This is a genomic window from uncultured Chitinophaga sp., assembly GCF_937898475.1.
Taxonomy (GTDB): domain Bacteria; phylum Bacteroidota; class Bacteroidia; order Chitinophagales; family Chitinophagaceae; genus Chitinophaga.
Genome location: NZ_CALEJS010000011.1, coordinates 186,504 through 212,236 on the forward strand (window position 1 = coordinate 186,504; position 25,733 = coordinate 212,236).

Consider the following 25,733-nt stretch of genomic DNA (forward strand, 5'->3'; position numbering starts at 1 on the left):
TTAAAACTCAACATTTAAACCTGCCACATACAGTTTGGTCATCGGGTTGCTCAGATCTCCCCCTCTTTCCGGGTCATAGTTCTTCACTTTGCTGAAGGTGAAGAGGTTCTTACCTGTTACGTATATACGCAGTGCGCTGAGATGTATGGACTTCAGCTTTTCAGCCGGGAAACTATAGCCCAGCGAAATGTTCCTGATCTTCACAAATGAACCGTCCCTGAAGCCCAGTGAGCTGATGAAAGGTGTGCTGGCCTTTGAACGGCTGGCATTCGGACGCGGGTAATCATTGGTAGGATTCTCCGGCGTCCAGTAGTTCAGCTGTGCGCTGTTCTCCAGTCCCTGCGGATCAAACTTGGCCTCATATTCAGACAGGATCCACTGCCCGATACGGGCATATACGTAGATGTTGAGATCAAAATTGCGATAACGGATATCGTTGTTGAAACCACCGCTCCATTTAGGCACCTGGGCGCCCAGCACTACACGGTCTGTGGTAGTGAACTGGCCATCGTTATTCACGTCGCGTACCCTGATGTCGCCAGGTTTATACGGACCATAACTGGCGGCCAGGTCTGCATCTTTCTGCTGCCAGATGCCCACCTTTTCGTAATCATAATACACCTTAACCGGGGAGCCGATGAACCATTTATTGGCAACGTCATTGGTATTTGCATCTGCGAGGGATACAATCTCTTCCTTGTTGCGGGAGAACACAATACCGGAGGTCCACGTGAGATCCTTTGTACTGATATTGGTGGTATTGATGCCTATCTCTATACCCCTGTTCCTGGTCTTGCCAATGTTCTGCACAACCGTGTTCACACCGCTGGAAGTAGGCAGCGTGCGTTGCAGCAGCAGGTCTTTGGTATGGGTATCGTAATAGTCGATAGCAGCACTGATACGGCCATCAAACAGGCCTATATCCAATCCTATATCGGTGGTGGCAGACAGCTCCCATTTGAGCTGTTTATTGCCCACCTGGTCGCTCAGGCCATAAGCCAGCGCCGCATTGGTATCATCAAATGAGAAGGGGATCTTGGACACATATGTTTGCGTGGAATAAGGGCGGATAGCGTCATTACCTGCTATACCCCAGCTGGCCCTTAGCTTCAGATCACTCAAAACCCGTTGTGACTGCATGAATTGCTCATCGCTGATGCGCCAGGCGCCTGCCACCGAGGGAAAGAAAGCCCACTGGTTACCCGGCGCCAGTTTGGAAGAACCGTCTGAACGGCCTGTCAGTGACAACAGGTATCTTCCTTTATAGGCGTAGTTGATACGGCCGGTGAAGGAGATCAGTTTGCTCGACTGGTATGCGCTCCTGATAGCGATGCCGCTGGAATTGTTCTGCAAAGCATAATACAATTGTTTTGGCAACAGCTGGCCTTCACCCTGCAGGAAACTGGAATCGCGGCTGTCAGACAGGTAGCTGGTTACACCGGTAATACCAAAGGAATGATCGCCTGCGGTATGCTGGTAGGTCAGTACGTTCTCCCAGTTCAGGTTGCGGATGGCGCCCGTATTATACTGCGCCCTGGAGGTGGAAGAAGTAGCACGGTCTATGGTATACCGGGATGCAAAAATACCGGTACGCAGGTTCTCCAGTGTAACACCAAAGTTAGAGCGGAAGGTTAAACCTTTTACGGGCGTAAGCTCCACATAGGCATTGGCGAATGTGCGCGTAATACGGTTCTGGTTCTGGTATGCATCCGGTTGTTCATCTGCCAGCGGGTTGATGGCCGATCCGTTGTTGGGAAAGAGTACCAGCGCACCTGTTGAATCATATGGACGGCTCAGTGGAATGATCTTGTTAGCCTGGTTCAGCGGGTCGCGGCGGGTGCTCTGGTCATAGTATGTGATCTGGCTTTGCATGCCCACCTTCAACACTTCGTTGATGGTCTGATCAATATTCAGACGGGCGGAATAACGTTTGAGACGGTCCAGTTTGAAGAGGCCCTTCTCATCAAAATAATCCAGCGAAAGATACACTTTGGTCTTTTCTGATCCGCCGGACACACCTACCTGGTAATCCTGCTGCAAGCCATCGTGTATCAGCTCATCAGCGTAGTTGGTCCAAAGGTTATTCCGTATGGCATTCAGTTCAAATGCATTGAATATCTTCGGATCATCCGCCTCACTGTTCCAGGTACCGGTGGTACGGTTGGCTTCTCTTTTCTGTGTTACATACTGCGGACCTGTACTCACTGCCGGGTAGCCTGCCACCTGCGAAATGCCGACATAAGAGCTGACATTCACTTTAGGCCGCCCGCCCGTGCCCCGTTTGGTAGTTACGATTATAACCCCGTTAGCGCCTCTTGAACCGTAAATGGCGGTAGAGGAAGCATCTTTCAACACTTCCATGGATTGAATATCATTGGGGTTAATGTCTTCTATACTGCCATACTGCACGCCGTCTACAATATACAGCGGGCCATTATTGGCGGTGATAGAGCGGTTACCCCTAACCGTTACATTTACCTTGGCGCCGGCCGCCCCGCTGCTGCGGGTAATATCAACACCGGGCAGCTTACCCTGCGCAGATTCCATGACGTTGGTAACAGGCACTTTTCTCAATTCATCTCCCTTTACAGAAACCACGGCTCCTGTAAGGTCTCTCTTCTTCACTTGTCCGTAACCAACTACAATCACTTCATCCAGGTTTTTGTTGTCTGTTCTTAATTGAATGTTCACCGGGCCATCACCGTTAACATGATGCGTTACCGGCTGATAGCCCATATAGCTGAACAGGAGTTCAGCATTTTTTCCTTGCGGTACAGAGAGTGAATAATTACCGGATGCATCTGTTTGTGTTCCGGTACTGGCTCCTTTAAGCTGCACATTCACAAAAGGCAGTGCCTGCCCGTTAGCATCGGTCACCTTTCCTCTTATGGTCTGTGTTTGCGCCAGACACCATCCGGCGCTGCCCAGGAGCAGCCAGCAGATAAATAAAATTCTGTTCATAACGTAGGGTGAATTGGTGATATGAATGGATGTTACGCTGTTTCTGTATCGTGGAACAGTACTATTTCCATGCGAGCGATTTTGATTATAACTACACTACCGTACCCCCCTTTCGTGGCACAGCAAATTTGTATCAGTTTCTGAATACCGGTATCCGATATGGCAAGTCTAATGATATATTCGGGAATGCAGAAGTGTTTGAATGTATTTATTTACGCAAACGTTACCGGGAACGATAACAGGGGAATTAATAATGAATATTTAAGAGATGCGGAGGGGTGGCGGAATTATGGAATGTTCATGGTTCGTTGTTGATCCTGAACCAGTCGATGTCGGCGAAGCCGGAGTCGTTGGTTTGCCGGGTACGGGTACAGAATAATCCAACTTTGGCGCCTATCCAGCGGCCGGGAACCGCGGTAAATGTTTCATTAATTGCAGAGAACTGTTTACCGTCTTCGCTGTAGCTGAATGTACAAATACCGCCTTTCGTTACCTTTACGCGCAGGTAAATGTCTGTTCCGTTGCATTTGCCCAGTATTTGTGAGGTTTCTGCGGCGCCTTTGTCTGCCTGCTTACAGGTGCGGTAGTCAATTGCTATGGCATCTCCTTTTCTGGTAAGGCTCAGGTACGCATAACTGGCGCCCATGATGATCAAACCTGTTCTATCTCCTTCCAGGCGCGGTTTGAACGTCAGTTTTGTAGTTACTGTAAATTGCGCCGCCGGGAATTTCTGCAGCAACAGGTTGGGTACCTCCCAGTAATTGCGTGCATTGTCAGGAATCTTATCGGCAAAGAGCCGCATATAGCTCAGGTTAGCTGCGCGCATCATCCAGGTGGCCTTCGGATTTGCATGCCACTGCCATTGCAGGCCCAAAGTCGGGGTGTTGCATTCGTCAGACTCCTGCGGCGTAACAGCGGGCCATTCCTTCCCGACATTGGGCTTTTTATGAGTGAGTACGGGTTCTCCTTTTCCATCGCCATCCTTGTCTGCTCCAATCACCGGCCAGTCGTTTATCCAGCGCATGGGCTGCAAATGTACTACACGGCCATAAGCCTCCTGGTCCTGGAAATGCAGGAACCAATGCTCACCGGATGGCAATGCTACCCAGGCACCCTGGTGGGGGCCGTTCACCGGCGTACTGCCCTGATCCATCACAATCTTCTCCTCATATGGGCCATAGATATTACGCGAGCGCAATACCAGCTGATAGCCGGTGCTTACACCTCCTGCGGGTGCAAAAATATAGTAGTAACCGTTACGCTTATACAGTTTGGGGCCTTCCAGGGTGGGATGCGCATCATGCCCGTCAAATACCAGTATACCATCATCGGTTACCGTTGTGCCTTCACTGTTCATACGGTTGATGGTAAGTATGCTCTTGATGCCTGCCCGGCTGCCTGCATACGCATGTACTAAGTATACATCCCCGTTATCATCCCAAAGCGGGCAAGGATCAATCAGTCCTTTGCCCGCTTTCACCATCACCGGCGCTGTCCAGGGACCAGCAGCCTGTTTCGCTTTTATCATGTAAATGCCGAAATCCGGATCGGGATAGTAGATATAGAATTCGCCCTGGTGATAACGGATGGAAGGCGCCCAGACACCATTGCCATGTTGCGGGCGCTCAAAATGTTCAAAGGGTGGCTGTCGCAGCAACGCATGACCGATAATGCGCCAGTTCACCAGGTCTTTGGAATGCAATATGGGGAGCCCGGGTATCGCGTTAAAACTGGAAGCGGTAAGGTAGTAATCATTACCGGCGCGGCATACATCCGGGTCGGAATAATCTGCATACAGTACCGGGTTTTTGTATTGCCCGTTCCCCAGGTCTGGCGTCCACACTTTAGAAATCTCCTGTGATGCTGTCTGTAATGACTGTTGTGCCTGTGCGGATAACGAGAGGCAGCAGGCTGCCATCGCCCAAAAAGTTCTTCCCATGCAAAGTGGCTTTTCAAAACGTGTTATAAGTGTAATTGCTACACTATTAGACAAAACTATTAAAAATCCTTATTTTTAGAGCACGTTATGAAATTTGAAGCTGCAACTATAAAAGATATTGCCAAAGCCCTCGGCTTGTCAACATCAACGGTATCGCGCGCATTGCGCGACAGCCACGAGATCAGTACGGAAACCAAGCAACTGGTGCTGGAATACGCCACCCGGATCAATTACCATCCCAACCCGATTGCCCTCAGCCTGAAGGAGAAGCGGAGCCGCTCCATCGGGGTGATCGTAGCAGAAATTGCCAACAGTTTCTTTTCACAGGCTATTAACGGTATTGAATCTGTGGCATACGATAAAGGCTACAATGTGATCATCTCACAAAGCCATGAATCGTATGACAAAGAGGTGATGACCCTTCAATACCTCGCCTCCCGCTCTATCGACGGATTACTGATATCAGTATCTACGGCCACCCAGGACCTGCAGCACCTGCGCACGCTGCATGAAAGAGGCTTCCCCATCGTATTCTTTGACCGTATCGTGGAAGACATCAATACCCACAAGGTAATGGTGGATAATTTCCGCGGTGCGTACGACGCCACGATGCACCTCATCAAACAGGGCTATAGAAATATCGCCGCCATCAGCAATTCAGAGCATCTTTCCATTACCCGCGAGCGGGTAGCCGGTTATTCGGAAGCCCTGGCGCAAAAGAATATCAAGACGCGCAAATCAATGATCAAATACTGTTTTCACGGCGGCATGATCCTCTCTGAAGTGGAAGAGGCCATCACCCAGCTGATAAAAACAAATCCCCGGCCCGATGCCATCTTTACCTCCTCCGACAAGCTCACCACCGGCTGTATGCGCGTGCTCAAAAAGAAAGGCCTCCGCATACCAGACGATATTGCCGTTGTAGGCTTTTCCAATTCCGACCTGATCGAACTGCTGGACCCTCCGCTGACCGTTGTAAGACAACCTGCTTTTGAAATGGGACAGGTAGCCACAGAACTGCTGCTGCAGCTGATAGAAAGCAAAAGGCCTGTTAAAGAGTTTGAAAGAAAGATACTGGCTACTAACCTGATTGTGCAGCAATCCACCTGATGCCCCTGTGGCCTGGTATTTCATGCATAAATGGCTGGAAAAATTTGCCTATCGTGTGGATATTTCCTGGTGGCTATTTGTATTAGCCGGATTGCTGGCTATGCTGATAGCAGTGCTTATGGTCAGTTTTCAGGCGATTAAGGCAGCGGTGGTAAACCCGGTGTAGCGTTTGCGGACGGAGTAGTTGTAAGATTACAAAAAAGTGACATAACACAAACGTATCAATCTGTTTGAGGAGAATACTATTGCTTTCTGTTTTTCCAGATTATTTATTACTTTTCGCACATAATAATCAGTGATTTTTGGTAACCTATCTACCCTATACTAATAAGACGGTTAATCCAACCTTTTACCCTACTATTCATTTTCATTCATCTTAGCACGAACGTACAAACGAAAATCCAGTAGGACGGACGTGTGGACCCATTATTAAAACAGGTAGATGCAAAACATCCCGGGCTGACGATGTTTGGCAGGAAAGACGATAAGTACGTGAATATGGCCGTGATTGTTGATAGTACCCGTACGCTTACCTGGTTCACCTGTCGTGGTCAGGCTTTTGATGTATGTAGGCTTACAGATATCGTTTATATCGGATCAAATCGGGTAGCCTTAACCCGTTTGATTATTATAAGGACTACTTTTTCGACTTACTTTCCCATGTAAGGCTCGCCGATACAAGACTTCGGCAAGAGGGTGAAGATGCGTTAAAAGATACCGGCAGTATTTATCATCAGGTATATACCTATCCCACTGTACAACAGGCCGGAAGTACACTACAAAAAGAGGTGGCTATGGAAAAGTTGATGGGATGCCTGTACCTGCAACTATCTCTTTTTGATACCAGCACTCCTCAAAGATTGACTCCCAATAACAGTTTTCAACTTCGTTAACAGCTGGCGGGGAAGATGATGCATAAAGGCGATACTACAATTTACTATAATGCCAATCCCCTTTCATCTGCTGTCCGGATCATGTTAAACAAACAGGTACCAGGAAAAATGTTTGTATATGACCGGGATGGCCAACTATCGGATAGTGTGCCGTTAAAGGCAGACAAGTATGCCACCTTACTAAACGAAAAAGAAGATGTATTTTTATTATATAGGGGGTGGTGTAAGCTTTGAAAGGTTTGAAATCGTAAGCAAAAAAGAGAATTTGCCTAAAGCTGGATACACTAAATCTGATGGATCTCCTTTAGGCGAAAATTGAAAATTCTATTAATGAACTAATTCTTAAAAAGAAATGAGAATGAGGCATTTTGCAAATCCTGAATTCATTAATATATCCGAAGCATACTCCATTACATGCTATAGTGGCAACAGTATTCGGACCTTTATATCCCCTCAAAAGCTAAAATCAGCACTACCCACCCGTTTACTCCGTATGATACTCCTAATTTTAAATGCAATATGTTAAATGCAGATATCGATGCTTTCTTTGACTATAAAAATCTACCGACCGCTAACTACGGCATCCGCTGCAGCCCTTCCCATTTCACCACCCATTTCCCATCCTTCGGAAAGCCCGGTGCATCCGGTCCTGTATACCCATCCCAGCCCGCACACATCAATGCAATCGCAGATAACAACGCCCCATTACCCGGCAAATAGATCCGCAGGTTGTCGCGTTGGTAATTATGCCCGTTAGGCAGAAAAGTATTTTTTGTCACCTGTTTCAGTAGCACATCAACAGCTGCCTGGGGTTCTCCCAGCCGGGTGGCCGCCATGGCTACCAGTGGATAATCCCATCCCCAGGTATCGTCCCAACTCCAGGAAGTCCATATCTTGTTAAAGGTACGTAAAAGGGTGGCCCTGTCTACCGTTGAATCAGCCGGTACAAAACCGTTGATGCCCAGTACCGTGGGATGATCCGTCATATAACGGGGATTGGTATACGAATCCGGTGCTGATGCTGCTGCCAGGTAAAGACCATCTTTTGTGGGATAAGGCGCCAGCTGCGCCTGTACTTTCTCCCACTCCGGTTCCGGCGCCATACCCAGGCGGTGTCGCCATTCCAGCGCAGTGCGTAAGGCCCAGCGCCAGTATGTCAGCTCAAAAGACGGATTAATGGTAGTAGCCGGATCAAAACGCTCCTGCGCAGGTATCAACCCGGGGCCCAGTACATACTGGTGTTTGGCGCTGTCGTACCAGGGATAGGAAGCCATGAATTCTGCAGTAGCAAATACCAGGTCTTTATACTGCTCCAGTGTTTGCTGATCAGGATGATCGCGGTAGCACAGCTCTGCCAGGTAAATGATATGCGGCTGCTGCCAGATGAGGAAGGGCCCAACAGGCGAAGGACTTTCATTGCCTGATGGGTCTGTCATCTTAGGCCAGCGCACTCCTTTGAAACCCTGGAACCTCGCGGTTTCCGCGGCTTTGCTCACGATGGCCGAATACCAGGGCAAGCTTCTCTCCAGTAGTGCGGGACGATTCCACAAGGCAAAATGCGCTGCATGCCACCAGTGCATTTCCATATGAAATTTACCATACCAGCTGTTGTAGGTAAGGCCCGTTTCCTGCGGCGGCATAGTGCCAGCGCATTGTATACGGGTAAGGTATTGCGACAATACAATACGGCGTTCCAGTTCCCTGGCACGGGGATCTGTGCTGCCCGAAAGATCTACCGCTCCACCGCTTTCCCAGAACTCCTGCCAGAACTCCCGGTTGATCATCCTGATCTGCCTGTATGTAAAGGGACGAAAATGTTTTTTCATCGCATCAACAGCAGAAGGCCCTCCGGATCCTCCGCCCGCCTCTTTGCGCGCAGACTTCGAGAAGTGACAGCTGAAAGAAAGCTCATCTTCATCCCCCAGGTGCTGCAGGTAGTAATCATGCGGCGCCTTCCTGTACAGCGACTCTTCACCGATCCATTGCAGCATTACATTGTAGTGGCTGTTGTCCAGCTCCCGTTCAAACAACACCTGCTTGTCGTTGAGGTATTGTGCATTGGTCCGGTGTTTATCTGGCTGCTGCAGATCAATACCGCCTTCCCAGTCGCCTTTGGGATAAGGAAAACGGATATGGATGCTCAGTTTGCGTTGGGCCACCAGGGGCGACTGCACTGTAGCGGCTACCATATCCAGCTGCGGATGACACACCGTACGTACTTTCACCGGTACGCCCTCCACTTCAAAAGAACTGTTGATCTCCCCGCTCCACAGGTTCAGCTCCTGGTGAATACGCTGTATGTCTTTCATCTGCGCAGGAGTACCATCTTTCTTAAGTATATTAAAGCCGATGATGCCCAGGTGCAGGCGGTGCGGATTGGCCCTTAACCAGTTGCTGGCATCTCTCTTGCGCGGCGGCCCATCATGCGCATACAGGTAAGGTACCTGCCTGTTATTCATCGTGTAGTTCTTCCATACTTCCACGCGCTGGTAATTATAGGAATTGGCAAAGCTGTGCCATCCCCATTGCGATTGCGTGCCCAGCGGTACGCCTTTTTCATAATATTCCGGAAAGGTTTGCAGTCCGGTAGCATCTACCGTAAAAGCGAATTCGCCGTTCCCTACTGAAAGGGATGACAGCGAATCAAAGCTTTGCACGATCACGTTATGACGGGTAACCAATGCATGCCTGTCTATCTTACCGCCGTTGGCGGCCGTTTGCGCAAATGCCATAAAAGGGCATGCCACTGATAATAAGCAAGCAAGTACAGTAAGCCGGTTTTGCATAGAATCTCTCTCTTTATCTGCTATTTAGTTTGCAACACATAGGTTTTTCCGGGCGTAGTATTAAACGTATAACGGTAACCGTAGCCATCCCCTGGCAATTCGGTCAGCTGCAGACCGCCCGCGCCTTTCACAGGCTGCAGCGTACGCAGCTGGCAGGGCCCGCCATTCCTGGATTGTATGGCAGCTATAGCCAGCCTGCCATTATTCCAATCCATATCTATCACGAAACCGCCCCTGGCTACCAATCCCTTTACCGCTCCTTTTGACCAGCTGTCCGGTAAAGCGGGCAGCAGTTGTATGGCCTCCTGCTGGCTTTGCAGCAGCATTTCGGTCATGCCTGAAAGTCCGCCAAAGTTACCATCAATCTGGAAAGGCGGATGCGCACAGAACAGGTTAGGATAGGTGCCACCCGCATTGTGGTAGTCGGTAGATCCGTCGCCCGTCAGTTTCAGCAGCTCTCTTAGTAGTTTGTAAGCGTGATTGCCATCCAGCAGGCGCGCCCATACATTGATCTTCCAGGCTTTGCTCCAACCGGTGCCGCCATCGCCCCTGATCTCCAGGGTCCGCTTACAGGCTTCTGCAAATTTTGGATCTATAAGCGGAGATATTTCCCTGCCGGGGAACAGTCCGAAGAGATGCGAGATATGACGGTGTTGCGGATCTTCATCCTCCCAGTCTTTATACCATTCCTGCAGGTTACCTTTTTTGCCTACCTGCAAAGGAAACAGTTTGCTTCTTGCCCGCAGCAGGGTATCGCGGAAGGCCAGGTCTTCCTGCAGCACATCAGCCGCATCTATCAGGTTGCTGAACAGATCGCGGATAATGGACATATCCATGGTGGTAGCAACAGACACGTCGCCTTTGGTGCCCTTCTCTGTAATGAACACGTTCTCCGGCGATGTAGCAGGCGCTGTTACCAGGTAACCGCTGCTGTCTGCTATGAGCCAGTCCAGCGTGAATTGCGCTGCCGCCTTCATTACGGGATAAGCGGTATCCCGCAGGAATGCTTTATTGCCGCTGAAACGGTAATGTTCCCAGAGGTGCTGGCATAACCAGTTACCGCCCATCGGCCAGTTGGCCCATTGCGGATCGCCTTTGCCCAGGTCTCCTACGGGATTGGACAGTGCCCAGATATCGGTGTTATGATTTGCCGCCCAGCCCCTGGTGCCGTAGAAATGCTGTGCGGTGTAACGACCGGTGGTAGCTACCTCGGGTATGAGGGTAAGCAGCGACTGATGCATTTCGGGGAGGTTCACCGCTTCTGCGGCCCAGTAGTTCATCTGGGTATTGATATTGATGGTGTAGTTAGAGCTCCAGGGTGCGCGCAGCTCTTTGTTCCAGATGCCCTGCAGGTTGGCCGGCACACCTTTGAGGCGGGAGCTGGAGATGAGCAGGTAACGGCTGAACTGGAAATAGGTCATCTCCAGCTCCGGATCCTGTGCGCCTTTTGCATACTGCCGCAGACGTTCATCTGTATACGGTGTTTTGGCCGAAGGGCGGCCATCCAGGTAAAGGCTGAGCCGGTTAAAATAGCGGCTGAAGTCTTCCTGGTGGCGCGCACGCAACTGCTGGTAGTTATAGTGGGATGCGTTCGCTATATAACCCGTCACGAGTTGGTGCTCGTCTTTTCCTTCGCTGTCGGGACATTTATCAAAACCGTTAAAGCTGGTGGCAGCAGATACGAGCAGTACCGCTTCAGAAGCGTTTTTAATAGTAATGCCGCTGGTATCTGTACTAACCGTACCGTCTGTACTGCCCACGCGGATCTTCCATTCAAAACGCATGCCTTTACAGCCGTTCACATCTTCGTAGATGATCGGGTTGGCGGAGTTCACGTAACTGGGATCTACCTGTGCAGGGGCTTTGCCTTTCAGGCTGAGCTCCTGTTTACTGCTTACTTCCGGGTGATAGCGTAAAGGACTGCTGGCGCTGATCCTGCAATTCAATAGCCGGTTGCCAGCGCTCAGCTTGATAACGATCACCTCGTCAGGTGCAGAAGCAAAGATCTCCCTGGTATATTTATTCTGATTGATGGTAAAACTGGTGGTGGTAACCGCCCCGCGAATATCCAGCTCACGGCGGTAATCTTCAGGTTTTGCCCCTTCAGGCAGCAGCTGCGTGATTTTCAGGTCGCCCAGCGGCAGGTAAGACTGGCTGTATACGCCCTGCATCTGCTGCACTTCTTTTGCTGCGCCTTCATAATCTTCCATACGCAGCGCAGCTCTTACTGCCGGCAGATGGCTGGCAGCATTGGGATTTACCTGGTTGTTTACGGGCCCGCCGGACCATAAAGTTGCTTCATTCAACTGTATCAGCTCTTCCTCCACTCCGCCAAATACCATAGCGCCCAGGCGGCCGTTGCCCACAGGTAAAGCGGCGGTCCATTCCCTGGCGGGTTGCTTATACGAGAGCTTCAGCACGGGCTCGCGCTGTTGCTGTGCCGTGGCCATACCTGCGGTCAGCAGCAGTATGGAGAGTAGTTTTATTTTAGGTTGCATCTTGTACATGGAATTCAAACGTACAAAATACTAATTAGTGGGGATTATTCACATGTTCAGGGTCTGCCCGACCAGAAATACTTTTGAAAGTTCGTTCCGTTCTTTGTTTCCTTTTCAATTAAGCGATGGTAGTCTATCCAAGCATACACATTCTGATTGTTAACATAAACAATAACCTTATTGTCCTTTATATCATTTATTAACACTGTCAGCTGTTTAAAGCAATCATGAAGGTCATCAATTTCATAACAGCTAATGTGGGTATGAATGTCGGTTTTGCCGTCTGGCGCCGCTATGCCAATGGTAATTTCCTCATTGCAGGTTGCAATCCATATTGAAAATTCCCCAGAGGGGTTTCTTAAGCTACAATCAAAGGACCCGTCTTTATGATATTTTATGGTTGTAATAAATTCAGGGAATGATCCTTCCAGGAATTCAAAAACATATTTAGAAAATATTTCCTGTTTCATGCAGTATTTTCTTTTCAATAATTTATGTTATACAGCAGGTTACAAAGCCATTTTGATGATCCAGATCAGTTTTTCCCTCATTCTTCATTGGTAATTTTAAAGAAAAAAATCATGGCAAAACTAACAGGCCTTTTCAAATTCACCGGCAAACTGGATAACGTCATTGGCTATCGCCGTAAAGGCGTCCGGTGCGTTCGTTTCATGCCCGGAAAAGTAAGACAATCTTCCGCTACCCGGCAGGCTGCCCGCCGCTTCGGCATGGCCAGCCGTAAAGGAAAACTCCTCCGGAAAGCCGTTCGTCCTTATCTGGACGCGCAATATGACGGTACCATCATCAACCGCCTCAACGCCGCGCTGATACAGGGAGAAAACCACCAGCTGCAGGGCGTCCATGGCTTTCAATTCAACCGTTTTACCGCGTTGAAAAAGCTCCTTCCCCTGTCACCAGAGCTTATGGAAGATAGCCGTGTGCACATCCCCCCACAGGAACTGCCCAATCGGGAAAAGCCGGTCACCTGGAGATCACGCTGATCACCGCCCCCATTCATTTCGCGGAAAGAAGGATCGTCAATGTAAATACAAATGTGAAAATATGTAAGCCGGATCAGCCTTCCAGGGTACAGAACTTTATGCGCCTGTTCCCGGTAAAGGCACACTCATAGTAGTCGTACAGGCACGTGCGCTTGGCAGTTGCATTGGAAAACTATGCCCCACTGGCGGCCTCCGGTATTCCGCCGCAGGTTATCATCGCCGTAGTTCCGCCCCTCATGCCGCAACTCTTGCCCGCAAAAAGCATCAACCCGGCAGACGGCCGGCCTACCCTACCCTGCCCAAAACGCCGCTTTTGTAACCGAAAAGATCCTGTAGCCGGTTGTCTGTCCTCAAACCCAACTTTTCTTCTTCCCCGCATCAACTCCTGATCAAGTCCACCTTATCTCTGTTAAGCCCTTAACATTCCCAGGCGCTACGCAGGGCGATAGTAAGCTATTCTTACCTCATTCGCTGACCGCTCAACGTCATTATATGCGTGAATAAGCTCCCACTCCAAATATTGCCCCTTATCTCCCCATTTTCACTCCTGGTGCAATCGTTTGCGTAAAAAAGCAATGCTAAAATTTGGACAGCGGTTTAGCACCGCTTATTTTTACTTATATTATGGACCTGAGTACCATAACGTGGAATTTAGCACAAAAGGTCGAATTCTTTCGACCTTTTTAGTTTAATTTACGGCAACACAATCCGTGAATGTAAATGAGATAGGGAAGGGATGAAACAATACGCCGTTATATTTTTCCTGTTATGCCTGTTGACTGCTCTGCCCTCCGTGGCCCAAACGCCGCAATACCAGTTTACCCGCATCGATGCAGACCAGGGACTGTCTAACAGCCAGATCAACTGTATATATAAAGACAATAAAGGCTTCATGTGGTTCGGCACCATGTCGGGCCTCAACCGCTATGACGGATACTCCTTCCGAATCTTCCGCAACGACCTCCACGACTCCACCTCCCTGCCGGATAATTTTATTGAACGCATTACCGACGGCCCCGACAGCCTGCTCTGGATCTACGCCCGCGATGGTCAGCATATATTCGATCCCTCCACCAACACCTTCCGCCGCGATCCGCAACCGCTGCTGCAACAACTCGGCATTCCCGGTAATGCACTCACCAATATCGTGAAGGATGAACAGGGACACTTATGGCTGATCCACCCAACAACAGGCCTGTATTGCTATACGCCCGGCACAAAACCCGCCGTTCACCTGGAAGCAGCTGGTAACAATATTGCTGCCTTTGCTCCCGGCGCCAGCAATGTTAACTGGATACTGCACAACAACGGCGTACTCGAAAAAATGGATGCCCGCACCCACCGCATCACCAACCGTATTGACTACCTCTACCTGCAAAATAAGATCAGCCAGCCCGGCTATGCCCTCATGACCGACCGTGATGGCGGCCTCTGGATCTACAGCACCAAAGAAGCACGCGGTATCTGGTACTTTGATCCCGCCACCGAAACTTTTACCCATTATGATCAGAACAGCAGTCCTATTAAACTAAATAATAACATCGTCAGAGGTGTAGTACAGGATAACCAGGGACTGATATGGGTAGGCACCGATCACGGCGGCGTGAACATCATCGATAAACAGCGACATCGGATATACTACGTTACCAATATGCCGGAGAACCCCAAAAGCCTGGCACAGAACAGTATTACCGCTTTGTATAAAGATAACACGGGTATCATATGGGTGGGCACCTATAAAAAAGGTATCAGCTACTACCACGAGAATATCGTGAAATTCCCGCTGTACCAGCACCAGGCTTTTACGGCCGGCAGCCTGCCCTATGATGACGTGAACCGTTTTGTGGAAGATGCCGCAGGCAATCTCTGGATCGGGACCAACGGCGGCGGACTTATCTACTTCAACCGCAGCAATCATACCTTCACCCAATACCGCCACGATCCCCGCAATCCCAATAGCCTTGCCAGCGATGTGGTGGTTAGCCTCTTCATCGATCACCGGCAGCAGTTATGGGTGGGTACTTATTTTGGTGGACTGGACCGTTTTGAGAACGGCCGCTTCATACACTATACACACGATCCTGACAATCCATCCTCCATCAGTGATAACAGCATCTGGGAGATCTTTGAAGACAACCGGCAGCAGTTATGGATAGGCACCCTGGGCGCCGGGCTCAATCTCTTCGATCCCGCTACCCAAAGCTTCCGCGTTTTCCGAAAGGAGCAGGCTAACTCCATCCATTCCAATTATATCGCCGCGCTGCTGGAAGATAAACAGGGCTATCTGTGGATCGGTACCGATAATGGACTCGACGTGAGGCATCCCCAAACAGGCCGCTTCAGTTCATATGTGAACGATGTCAGCCAGCCTGCAAGCCTCAGTAACAACACGGTCATGTGCCTGTTTGAAGACAGCCGCGGCTGGATTTGGATCGGTACGCGCGAAGGACTGAATCTCTTCTATCCGCAAAAGCAGCAGTTCCGCATCTTCCGCAAAGAACAGGGCCTGCCTGATAATACGATACTTAACATCCTGGAAGACCAGACCCACTCGCTCTGGATGAGCACTACCAACGGGCTCTCTCATCTCAGCATCAGCCAGGCAGCTAACAGCCAGGAATATACGTACAGCTTCCGTAACTACGACGCATCAGACGGCCTGCAGGGCGCTGCCTTTAATGAGAACGCTGCCCTGCGCACCCGCCAGGGAGAGCTGATCTTTGGCGGCGGCAACGGCTTTAACATCTTTTACCCGCATACCATCGGGCAAAATAAACATGTACCCTCCCTGGTATTTACCGATTTCCAGGTGTTCAATAAAAGCGTCAAAGCGGGCGAGAAGATTAACGGCCGCATCCTGCTGCAGCAGGATATCAGCACCGCCAAAGACATCACGCTGAAGTACCGGGAGAACGTCTTCTCCGTTACCTTCGCAGCCCTCAGCTACTTCCACCCGGAAAAGAGCAGCTATGCCTATAAGCTGGAAGGTTTTAACGATGAATGGCTCACCACTGGTGCAGGACAGCGTACCGCCACCTATACTAACCTGAACCCGGGCAGCTATATCTTCCGCGTAAAAGCCTCCAACAACGATGGCGTATGGACACAGGATGCGCTGGAACTGCATATCCGCATACTGCCGCCCTTCTGGAGAACGCCGCTCGCCTTTGTGCTGTACGCATTGCTGATCATAGGCGCCCTCCTGCTATGGAGACGCGTGATACGCGAAAGAGAACGGCTCCGCTTCCGCATAGAACAGGAAAGAACAGCAGCGCAGCGCATGCATGAGCTGGATGCGCTCAAGATCCGCTTCTTCACCAATATATCGCATGAATTCCGCACGCCGCTCAGCCTCATCATCACCCCGCTGGAAAAGATCATCAGGAACACTGGCGAAGTCAATGTCAAAAACCAGCTGGAACTGGTACAGCGTAATGCCAAACGCCTGCTCAACCTCGTGAACCAGCTGCTGGACTTCCGCAAGATGGAAGTACAGGAAATAAAACTGCATACCACCGAAGGAGATATCGTTCAATATATAAAAGAACTGACGACCTCCTTCTCTGACCTGTCTGAAAAGAAACAGGTACGGCTATACTTCAGCAGCAAAGTGGCACAACTGCAAATGCATTATGATGCGGATAAAATAGGCAAGATCATCTTCAACCTCCTGGGCAATGCCTTTAAATTCACGCCGGAACATGGCAGCATCTCCGTAGAGCTGCAGCTGCAGGGAGGCAATACACTGGCGATAATGGTAAAGGATACAGGTATCGGCATCCCGCTTGAACAGCAGGACCGCATCTTTGACCGCTTCTTCCAGCACGAAGGCCAGGGCTCCCTGCTGAACCAGGGCAGCGGCATCGGCCTGAGCATCACCAAAGAATTTGTAAAACTGCACGGCGGGGTCATTACGGTGGATAGTGCACCTGAAATGGGCAGCTGCTTCACCATCCTGCTGCCGCTGAAAATGACAGGCGGCATATTCCCCGCCGACAATATCACAACTACTGCCATCCATTCCTCCCAGGCTGCCGAAATAAAAGGAACGGATATACGCAATAACAGCAAAAAGCCGGTAGTGCTACTGGTAGAAGATAATGAAGACTTCCGCTTCTACCTGAAAGATAACCTGGGGCTTTATTACCAGATTATTACCGCGGAGAACGGGCAAAGCGCCTGGAATATACTGCAGCAGCAAACGCCCCACCTGGTGGTGAGCGATGTGAGCATGCCTGTGGTAGACGGACTGGAACTATGCCGCCGCATCAGGGCACATCATCCCACAGCCCATATTCCCATTATACTGCTCACCGCCCGCGCCACGGAAGCAGACCAGCTGGAAGCGCTGGACCATGGCGCTACTGATTTCATCACCAAGCCTTTCAATTTTGAAGTACTGCTGTCCCGCATCCGCAATCTCATCTCCCAACAGGACCAGCTGAGAAAGTCCTTCCGCAAACGGATAGAGGCCAATCCCAGTGAAATAGCTGTGTCTTCTGCCGATGAACAGTTCATTCAGCAGGCCTTGCAGGTAGTGGAACAACACATCGCTGATCCTGATTTCTCTGTAGAAGAACTAAGCCGCGCCCTGCATATGAGCCGGGTATCCGCCTATAAAAAGATCTCTGCCCTTACGGGAAAAACACCCATAGAATTTATTCGTTCCATCCGCCTCAAACGGGCTGCTCATCTACTGGAGAAAAGCCAGCTCACCGTAGCGGAAGTGGCGTATGAAGTAGGTTTTAATAACCCGAAGTATTTCTCCAGGTATTTTAAGATGGAGTATAATGTACTGCCATCTGCATATGGAAGGCGTCAACATGATACGACATAACTTATTTAATTATATTTGCCTGCATGGTGCTCGATATTTTTCTAACCTTATTACTCGTCTTGCTGAATGGCTTTTTCGTGGCTGCCGAGTTTGCCATTGTAAAGGTCCGATCGTCGCAGATTGATATAAAAGAGGGCGTCAGCAAAAGGCTTTCAAAACTCGCTAAACTGATCGTTAATAACCTGGATGCTTACCTGGCGGCTACACAGCTGGGCATTACCCTCGCAAGTCTGGGCCTCGGCTGGATAGGTGAAGATGTGGTAACCGCTATTATGCTGAAACTTTTTAACCTGTTTAACCTCCCCCTTACCCCTGCAGCTGCCCACAACCTGGCCCTTCCCACCGCCTTTATCGTGATCACCATCTTGCACATTGTTTTCGGAGAACTGGCGCCCAAGTCGCTGGCCATCCGCTATCCTTCCAATACAACTTTTGCCGTAGCCCTGCCGCTGCGCATCTTCTATTATATTTTCAGGCCCTTCATATGGCTGCTCAATGGCTTTGCCAACAGCATCCTCCGTATGCTGGGTATCCGTCCTATCCACAGCACCGGTGAGATCCATTCTGAGGAAGAGCTGCGCATCATCATCCAGGAAAGCGCCGAAAGCGGCGCCATACTGGAAATAGAACAGGATATTGTGGAACGGGTGTTTGCCCTGGGCGACCGTAAAGTAGGCGAACTCATGACCCACCGCACAGGCCTGGTATGGTTCGATATCAAAGACAACCTGCAGACCATCAAGCAGAAAGCCGCCAAAGAGCTGCATTCTGTTTACCCCGTGGCCAACGGCAACCTGGATAACCTCCTGGGCGTGATATCGGTCAAAGACCTTTTTCCCGAGAACCTGAATAACAACGATTTCAAACTGGAACAATACATCCGCAAACCCCTTATCCTTCATGAAAGCACACCCGCCTACCGCGCGCTGGAACATTTCAAGGGCAACCGCCTGCATTATGCCATCGTGGTAGATGAATACGGCTCCATACAGGGCATGATCGCCATGGACGATGTGGTGGATGCCCTGGTGGGAGACACCACGGAGTATAACCAGGATGAATACCAGATCGTAAAACGGGACGAGCACTCCTGGCTTGCGGATGGCCAGTACCCCTATTTTGAGTTCCTCAACTACTTCGAGCTCCCCGAACATGACGAAGACGCCGGTAATTTTAACACCCTCGCCGGCTTCCTGCTGGAACACCTGCACCACATTCCTCAGGCAGGTGAACGGATCACCTGGAACGATTTTACCTTCGAGATCGTGGATATGGACGACAGAAGGATCGATAAAGTGCTCATCACCCGCCAGGTGAAACCAGAAGACGAAGAAGCGTAATAAAGATGGTCCCGATAACACTAAACTGCTGATTATCAGCAGCAATTCCCGGCTTCCCTTAACATTCCCTACCCTCCTTTTTTACATTAACCACCCTTTTCATCCATATTTTACCCCCCATGGGTTAACATTTTTACCCCTAATCATAAACAATACCGTACCCTGCCATTCAATCCCTCCTGTTAGATTTGTCTTAACACGTTTAAACTAAAACTACATCCGAAACTGATACTATCATTATTCCACACATTCACTATTTGCCAGCATTGCTATTTAAATCCATGTATATGATCAAAAAGAGGACGATCCCGGTTGTGCTATCCGCGTTACTGATGAGTTATTGTAATACCGGTAATATCGACAGGCTGAATGATGGTTTGCTCATTAAATTAAAACAGCCGGCAGCAAACGGCGCCCGGCAGCTCAAGCTCCAGGTGCTTACAGACAAGGTGATCCACGTGTCAGCCGGTCCCGAAAACGACATCTCCTCCACATCCAGCCTCATGGCTGCCGCCGGCAATCATCCGGCCGTACAGTGGACCTCTGAAGAGAAGGGAGATACCGTGCTGTTAAAAACAGCTGCCATTACGGCTCGTGTGCTGCTCAGCAATGGCCGCATCACCTTTACCGATGCCAACGGCCATCCCGTACTACAGGAAGCGGAAGAGAGTAAGACATTCACCCCGGTGAATATTGACGGTAAATCGCTGTACCGCCTCCGCCAGGTGTTTGAATCCCCGGCAGATGAGGCCTTCTATGGTTTGGGCCAGCACCAGACCGGCTTAATGAACTATAAAGGCCAGGATATTGACCTGACCCAGTATAATTCCATCGCTGTGGTGCCCTTCCTGGTGTCCAGCCGCAACTACGGTATCTTATGGGATAACTATTCCATTACCCGCTTTGGCGATGACCGCCCCCATGAACAGCTGGGCAGCCTTACCTTATATAACAAAGCGCACAAACCCGGCGGACTGACAGCTACATATGCGTCCCGCCAGCAACCCTCCCAGGTGTTCCTGGAACAGGAAGAGAACAAGATCGATTACACCTTCCTGCCCGACCTCGAAAAGGTTCCGGCCATCTTCCCGATGGACAAGGGCCAGGTCACCTGGGAAGGATTCATTGAGCCTTCGGCCGATGGGGTGCATAAATTCTTTATGACCAGCTCAGGGTATATTAAAGTTTGGGTAGACGGCGCCCTGGTACTGGATAAATGGCGCGAGGGATGGAACCCCGGCCCCAGCGTATTTCAGCACCAGCTGTACAAAGGAAAACAGCATGCCCTAAAAGTACAGTGGATCCCCGAGTCTACCCAGGCCTTTGTGTCCCTCAAATGGCTGAGCCCAACACCGGAAACCCTCCAGAACAAATGGGCGCTCACTTCAGAAGCAGGTGAAAAGATCGACTACTACTTTGTATACGGCAACAATACAGATGAAGTGATCAGCGGCTACCGCAGCATTACCGGCCGCGCCACCATGCTGCCCCGCTGGGCGCTGGGCTTCTGGCAAAGCCGCGAACGATATAAAACACAACAGGAAATTGAGCAGACAGTAGCCGAATTCCGCAAGCGGAAAATCCCGCTGGATAACATCGTGTTAGACTGGTCCTACTGGAAAGAAGACGCCTGGGGCAGCCAGGATTTTGACTCCACCCGCTTCCCTGATCCCTCCGGTATGATCGATAAACTGCACAAACAGTACAATGCCCATTTCATGATCTCTGTATGGCCCAAATTCTATGAGGGCATTGAAAACTACCGCCTTTTTGATGAAAAGGGATGGCTCTATAAACAGAATATCAAAGACCGCCAGCGCGATTGGATCGGTAAAGGTTATGTATCCACTTTCTATGACGCCTACAATGCAGACGCCCGTAAACTGTTTTGGAACCTGTTAGACAAACACCTGTTCAGTAAAGGCGTAGATGCCTGGTGGTTAGATGCCACTGAGCCGGATATCTTATCCAACGCCAGCATTGAACACCGTAAGCAGCTGATGAACCCTACTGCGTTGGGCCCCGCCACCCAGTACTTCAATGGCTATGCGCTGATGAACGCCAGCGGCATCTATGAAGGACAACGCCAGGCCAAACCAGATCAGCGCGTGTTCATCCTCACCCGCTCTGCTTACGCAGGGATCCAGCGGTATGCGGCTGCTACATGGAGCGGCGATATTGCTTCCCGCTTCGATGAGCTGGCCCGCCAGATACCCGCCGGTATTAACTTTTCGCTCTCCGGCCTGCCCTACTGGACCACCGACATCGGCGGCTTCTATGTAGAAGATAAATACGATCAGCCTGCTCCCCAGGGCGCCGCCCTGCAGGAGTGGAGAGAACTGAACACCCGCTGGTTCCAGTACGGCGCTTTCTGTCCGCTGTTCCGCAGTCACGGTCAATTCCCCTACCGCGAAGTATTTAACATCGCGCCGGAGAACAGTACAGAATATCAGTCAATGCTGTACTACAACCAGCTGCGCTACCGGTTGATGCCCTATATCTACTCACTGGCAGGGGCTACTTACCACCAGGACTATACGATCATGCGCGGACTTATCATGGATTTTGCCGCGGATACTGCCGTACGCAATATTAAAGATCAGTTCATGTTCGGTCCTGCGTTACTGGTAAACCCGGTATATACTTACCAGGCCCGCAGCAGGGAACTATACCTCCCCGCCAACACCGGTTGGTATGACCTGTACAGCGGTCAATATAATAATGGCGGACAGCATATTTCAGCCGCTGCTCCGCTACAGCGTATGCCCCTGTACGTAAAAGAAGGCAGTATCCTGCCCTTTGGCCCGGCACTGCAATACACCGGCGAAATAGCAGCAGATACGATCACACTCTATGTATACACAGGTAAAGACGCCACATTCACGCTTTATGAAGATGAAGGCCTGAACTATAACTACGAGAAAGGACAGTTCAGCAGCATTGCGCTGCACTGGAACGAAGCCAGGCAAACACTCAGCATCGGCGCCACAACCGGCAGCTTTGCCGGTATGCTGCAGCAGCGCACATTCCGTATAATAAAGATCAGCAAGGATAAAGCCAAAGGACTGGATATTGACCAACAACCAGATAAAACGGTGCAATATAACGGTAAGGAACAAACGGTGCTGCTGCAATAGCAGCGCCGTTTACCATGAACACCCTGTTAATATGCCACGAAAAATTATGAAAACACAATAAAGCTCGGACCGACCAGCAATTCACCGTAGACAAACAAATTTCACATGCAAAACGCGTACAAAAAACTATTCACCTGGGCTGCCTGTGGCATCCTGCTGCTGGCCCCCGTGTTGGCCGTGAACAGCGCCCTTGCCCAGGCAAACAAACATCAGCTATCCGGAACTGTAAGCTCCGCAAAGGACAACAGCCCGCTGCCCGGCGTTGCAGTATTGATCAAAGGCACTACCAGCGGAATACTGACCGATGCCAATGGGAAATTCTCCCTGCAGGTAGCAGATACAGACATTATTGAAGTGTCGCTCATCGGCTTTACCAAACAATCTTTCCAGGTAAACGGCCAGACCACGGTTAACATCGCCCTGCAGGACGCTACCACCGGCCTGGATGAAGTAGTGGTGGTAGGCTTCGGCACCTCGAAGAAACGCCTTACCACCGGCGCTATTGGCCAGGTAAAGGGCGCCAGCCTGGAAGAGAACCATACCCTGCGGGTAGATCAGGCCCTACAGGGACAGATACCCGGCGTACAGGTAACCTCCATGTCTGCCCAACCCGGTGAAAGTCCGAAGATCCGTATGCGTGGTACCGGTACTATCGGTAACGCAGATCCACTGTTTGTAGTGGATGGAGTGCCCACCAACGATATCGGCTACCTTAACTCCGCAGACATCGCCAGTCTGGACGTAGTGAAAGACGCTGCCTCCCTGGCCATTTACGGTACCAGGGCAGCCAACGGCGTGGTGTTCATTACCACCAAAAAAGGCGTCAAAGGCAAAACGCAGATCTCCTATGATGGCTTCTATGGCATTCAAAACCCGGCCCGCAAACTACCCGTGCTCAATGCAAAGGAATATGCCATCATCATGAACGAAGCCTACCTCAACTCCGGCCAGGCGCCCAGGATCCCGGTAAGCGAGATCAACAACCTGGGCAAGGGTACCGACTGGCAGGAAGCACTGTATAACAAGAACGCGCCTACGCAAAGTCATACCCTGAACATTTCCGGCGGTAACGACCGTTCCGTATATTCTTCCTCCATCTCCTTTATGCAACAGGAGGGTACGCTGGGCCTGGAAGGCCAGTCGCAGTACAACAGGGTGGCTTTCCGGATGAACTCCGCACATAATGTGTATAAAGACATACTGAAATTCGGACAGAACTTTACCTACACGCTTTCCAACAAAAGAGGCGTGGGCGTAGGCAACATCTACAGCAATACCATGCGTGCGGCGCTGAACGCCAATCCGCTCTACCCGGTGTATGATTCCACCGGCGCCTATGCAAGGTCTGCTTTCAATACCAACGAAGCCAATCCCGTTGCACTGATGGACTATCAGAACCAGAACAAGACCAAAACAGACCGTATACTCGGCAATGTTTACCTGGAACTGACGCCCATTAAAGGACTAACCCTGCGCAGTGATTTCGGGCTGGACCTGAACAATACCACCGACAACAGCTTTCTGCCCGTGTACAATCTTTCCGCCAATATCTCCAACCTGCACTCACGCGCTACCATGGGCTTTAACCGTTACACCGCCTGGAACTGGGACAATACCATCTCCTACCAGCGCGCTTTCGGTAAGCACAATGCCACCGTGCTGCTTGGTACCACTGCCTGGGAAGATAACACCTGGTACGTGAACGGCTACAAGGAAGACCTTACCATACCTGACCTGGATCACGCGATCATAGACAACGGTACCAACGCGAGCACACAGAATATCTTTGGCAACCGCAACGAATCTGCCCTGCTCTCCTACTTTGGCCGTTTAAACTACAGCTATGACGATAAATACCTGTTCACCGCTATCTTTCGCAGAGATGGATCTTCCCGCTTTGGCGCCAATAACCGCTTCGGTAATTTCCCCTCTTTCTCTGCAGGCTGGGTGGCCAGCAATGAGCAGTTCATGAAAACCAACTGGCTCGACTTCCTGAAAGTGCGCGCCAGCTGGGGACGCAACGGTAACATACCGCAAGACCGCTTTGCCTATATGGCTACCATCAGCTCCCTGAATAAAGATTACTATTTTGGCGGCGATGAGACGCAGTTCACTGGCTCTTCACCAGACAGGATACCAAACCCCAATCTGAAATGGGAAACATCCGAACAGTTGAACGTTGGCTTTGATGCAAATGTGTTCAGAAACTTCACCATCAATTTTGACTGGTACCACAAAACCACGAAAGACTGGATCCTGGTAGTTCCCATACCCGCTATCGGTGGCGCACCGGCGCCCTATGTGAACGGCGGCGACGTTACCAACAAAGGCATAGAACTGTCGCTCGGCTACAACCACACCTTCGGTGATCTTAGCGTGGGCATCAACGCCAACCTGGCGAAGAATGATAATAAGGTGACCAACATTCCCAATGCCGAAAAGATCATCGTAGGCGATGCGAATGTTACATTCGTAGCCATCGATGAAATATACCGGGCGCAGGTAGGCTATCCTATCGGCTATTTCTACGGCCTGAAAACAGCCGGTATCTTCCAGAACGAAGCAGAAGTGCAAAGCTATACCGATGCAAAAGGTACCGTAATACAGCCTAATGCGCTACCCGGCGATGTACGCTTTGTAGACCTCAACGGTGATGGCGTGATAGACAGCCGCGACAAGACCATCATCGGCAATCCCAACCCGGACTTTACCTATGGCCTGAACCTTAACCTGGGCTACAAAGGCTTTGACCTGGGCGTATCACTGTACGGTGTAAGCGGCAACCAGGTGCACGAAGGCGCCCGTGATTTTGGCTCTCCCTTAAGCAATTATACCACAGAGATTCTGGGCCGCTGGCACGGGGAAGGCACTTCCAACAAGCTGCCCCGCGTAACGCTCAATGATGATGCTAACCAGAACTGGAGCCGCTCTTCCGACCTGTTTGTGAAAGATGCCTCCTTCCTGCGGGTAAGAAGCATTAACCTGGGTTATGACTTTAAAAAGACCCTGCTGCGCAATGTACCCCTGCAACAGTTACGCCTCTACGTTTCGGGCACCAACCTGTTCACCTTTACCGGCTACAAAGGCATGGATCCCGAAGTAGGTTATGGCCCCGTTAGCTGGGCCTCCGGAATAGACCTGGGTACCTATCCGCAGCCCCGTACATTCATTGTAGGGTTAAGCGCGAAGTTCTGATCATAAACCATTACGCAACACATCAAATTATTTCGG

General features: G+C 50.4%; 12 protein-coding genes. 7 read left to right on the forward strand and 5 right to left on the reverse strand.

Translation table 11 applies throughout. The annotated features are described in order from the left end of the window. Window positions 1-2,961, reverse strand: a complete 2,961-nt coding sequence (locus tag Q0577_RS02510) for a TonB-dependent receptor (protein ID WP_298732486.1) — start codon at window positions 2,959-2,961, stop codon at window positions 1-3. A gap of 298 nt (window positions 2,962-3,259) precedes the next feature. Beyond that, window positions 3,260-4,900 (reverse strand): glycoside hydrolase 43 family protein, encoded by a 1,641-nt coding sequence (locus Q0577_RS02515; protein WP_298732488.1) that lies wholly within the window; start codon window positions 4,898-4,900, stop codon window positions 3,260-3,262. A gap of 87 nt (window positions 4,901-4,987) precedes the next feature. On the opposite strand from Q0577_RS02515, the gene Q0577_RS02520 reads away from it, so the two are divergent. Both Q0577_RS02520 and Q0577_RS02525 read left to right on the forward strand, forming a co-directional pair. Next, a complete protein-coding gene (locus Q0577_RS02520; RefSeq protein WP_298732490.1) occupies window positions 4,988-6,010 on the forward strand; it encodes a LacI family DNA-binding transcriptional regulator in 1,023 nt (340 codons plus the stop codon). Window positions 6,011-6,017: 7 nt separating this feature from the next. Beyond that, window positions 6,018-6,176 carry a hypothetical protein gene (locus Q0577_RS02525; RefSeq protein WP_298732815.1) on the forward strand — a complete coding sequence of 53 codons (159 nt, stop codon included), beginning with the start codon at window positions 6,018-6,020 and terminating at the stop codon, window positions 6,174-6,176. A gap of 1,302 nt (window positions 6,177-7,478) precedes the next feature. Here the strand turns inward: Q0577_RS02525 and Q0577_RS02530 are convergent. The 3 genes from Q0577_RS02530 to Q0577_RS02540 all read right to left on the reverse strand — a co-directional run bounded on the left by Q0577_RS02530 (window position 7,479) and on the right by Q0577_RS02540 (window position 12,657). Next, entirely contained in the window at window positions 7,479-9,635 is a 2,157-nt protein-coding gene (locus Q0577_RS02530; RefSeq protein WP_298732492.1) for a hypothetical protein, read from the reverse strand. 74 nt (window positions 9,636-9,709) lie between these two features. Continuing rightward, entirely contained in the window at window positions 9,710-12,187 is a 2,478-nt protein-coding gene (locus tag Q0577_RS02535; RefSeq protein ID WP_298732494.1) for a glycoside hydrolase family 95 protein, read from the reverse strand. 56 nt (window positions 12,188-12,243) lie between these two features. Beyond that, window positions 12,244-12,657, reverse strand: coding sequence for a hypothetical protein (locus Q0577_RS02540; RefSeq protein ID WP_298732497.1), 414 nt, complete (start codon window positions 12,655-12,657; stop codon window positions 12,244-12,246). A 111-nt stretch (window positions 12,658-12,768) separates the two neighbouring features. On the opposite strand from Q0577_RS02540, the gene Q0577_RS02545 reads away from it, so the two are divergent. The 5 genes from Q0577_RS02545 to Q0577_RS02565 all read left to right on the forward strand — a co-directional run bounded on the left by Q0577_RS02545 (window position 12,769) and on the right by Q0577_RS02565 (window position 25,697). Continuing rightward, complete coding sequence (locus Q0577_RS02545) at window positions 12,769-13,188, forward strand: hypothetical protein (protein WP_298732500.1); 420 nt, start codon at window positions 12,769-12,771, stop codon at window positions 13,186-13,188. A gap of 736 nt (window positions 13,189-13,924) precedes the next feature. Next, window positions 13,925-18,025, forward strand: a complete 4,101-nt coding sequence (locus tag Q0577_RS02550) for a two-component regulator propeller domain-containing protein (protein ID WP_298732502.1) — start codon at window positions 13,925-13,927, stop codon at window positions 18,023-18,025. 23 nt (window positions 18,026-18,048) lie between these two features. Continuing rightward, entirely contained in the window at window positions 18,049-19,365 is a 1,317-nt protein-coding gene (locus Q0577_RS02555) for a hemolysin family protein (RefSeq protein WP_298732504.1), read from the forward strand. 287 nt (window positions 19,366-19,652) lie between these two features. Then, window positions 19,653-22,502, forward strand: a complete 2,850-nt coding sequence (locus Q0577_RS02560; protein WP_298732505.1) for a TIM-barrel domain-containing protein — start codon at window positions 19,653-19,655, stop codon at window positions 22,500-22,502. Between the two features lie 105 nt (window positions 22,503-22,607). Next, window positions 22,608-25,697: a TonB-dependent receptor gene (locus Q0577_RS02565; RefSeq protein ID WP_298732507.1), complete on the forward strand. Its 3,090-nt coding sequence runs from the start codon at window positions 22,608-22,610 to the stop codon at window positions 25,695-25,697. Window positions 25,698-25,733 lie beyond the last annotated feature (36 nt).

Bases quoted from the DNA above. Each gene is read 5' to 3' on its own strand.
- Q0577_RS02520 (WP_298732490.1), top strand. From the start codon at position 4,988: ATGAAATTTGAAGCTGCAACTATAAAAGATATTGCCAAAGCCCTCGGC.
- Q0577_RS02535 (WP_298732494.1), bottom strand. From the start codon at position 12,187: ATGCAACCTAAAATAAAACTACTCTCCATACTGCTGCTGACCGCAGGT.
- Q0577_RS02540 (WP_298732497.1), bottom strand. From the start codon at position 12,657: ATGAAACAGGAAATATTTTCTAAATATGTTTTTGAATTCCTGGAAGGA.
- Q0577_RS02510 (WP_298732486.1), bottom strand. From the start codon at position 2,961: ATGAACAGAATTTTATTTATCTGCTGGCTGCTCCTGGGCAGCGCCGGA.
- Q0577_RS02550 (WP_298732502.1), top strand. From the start codon at position 13,925: ATGAAACAATACGCCGTTATATTTTTCCTGTTATGCCTGTTGACTGCT.
- Q0577_RS02515 (WP_298732488.1), bottom strand. From the start codon at position 4,900: ATGGGAAGAACTTTTTGGGCGATGGCAGCCTGCTGCCTCTCGTTATCC.
- Q0577_RS02560 (WP_298732505.1), top strand. From the start codon at position 19,653: ATGATCAAAAAGAGGACGATCCCGGTTGTGCTATCCGCGTTACTGATG.
- Q0577_RS02555 (WP_298732504.1), top strand. From the start codon at position 18,049: ATGGTGCTCGATATTTTTCTAACCTTATTACTCGTCTTGCTGAATGGC.
- Q0577_RS02530 (WP_298732492.1), bottom strand. From the start codon at position 9,635: ATGGCATTTGCGCAAACGGCCGCCAACGGCGGTAAGATAGACAGGCAT.
- Q0577_RS02565 (WP_298732507.1), top strand. From the start codon at position 22,608: ATGCAAAACGCGTACAAAAAACTATTCACCTGGGCTGCCTGTGGCATC.
- Q0577_RS02545 (WP_298732500.1), top strand. From the start codon at position 12,769: ATGGCAAAACTAACAGGCCTTTTCAAATTCACCGGCAAACTGGATAAC.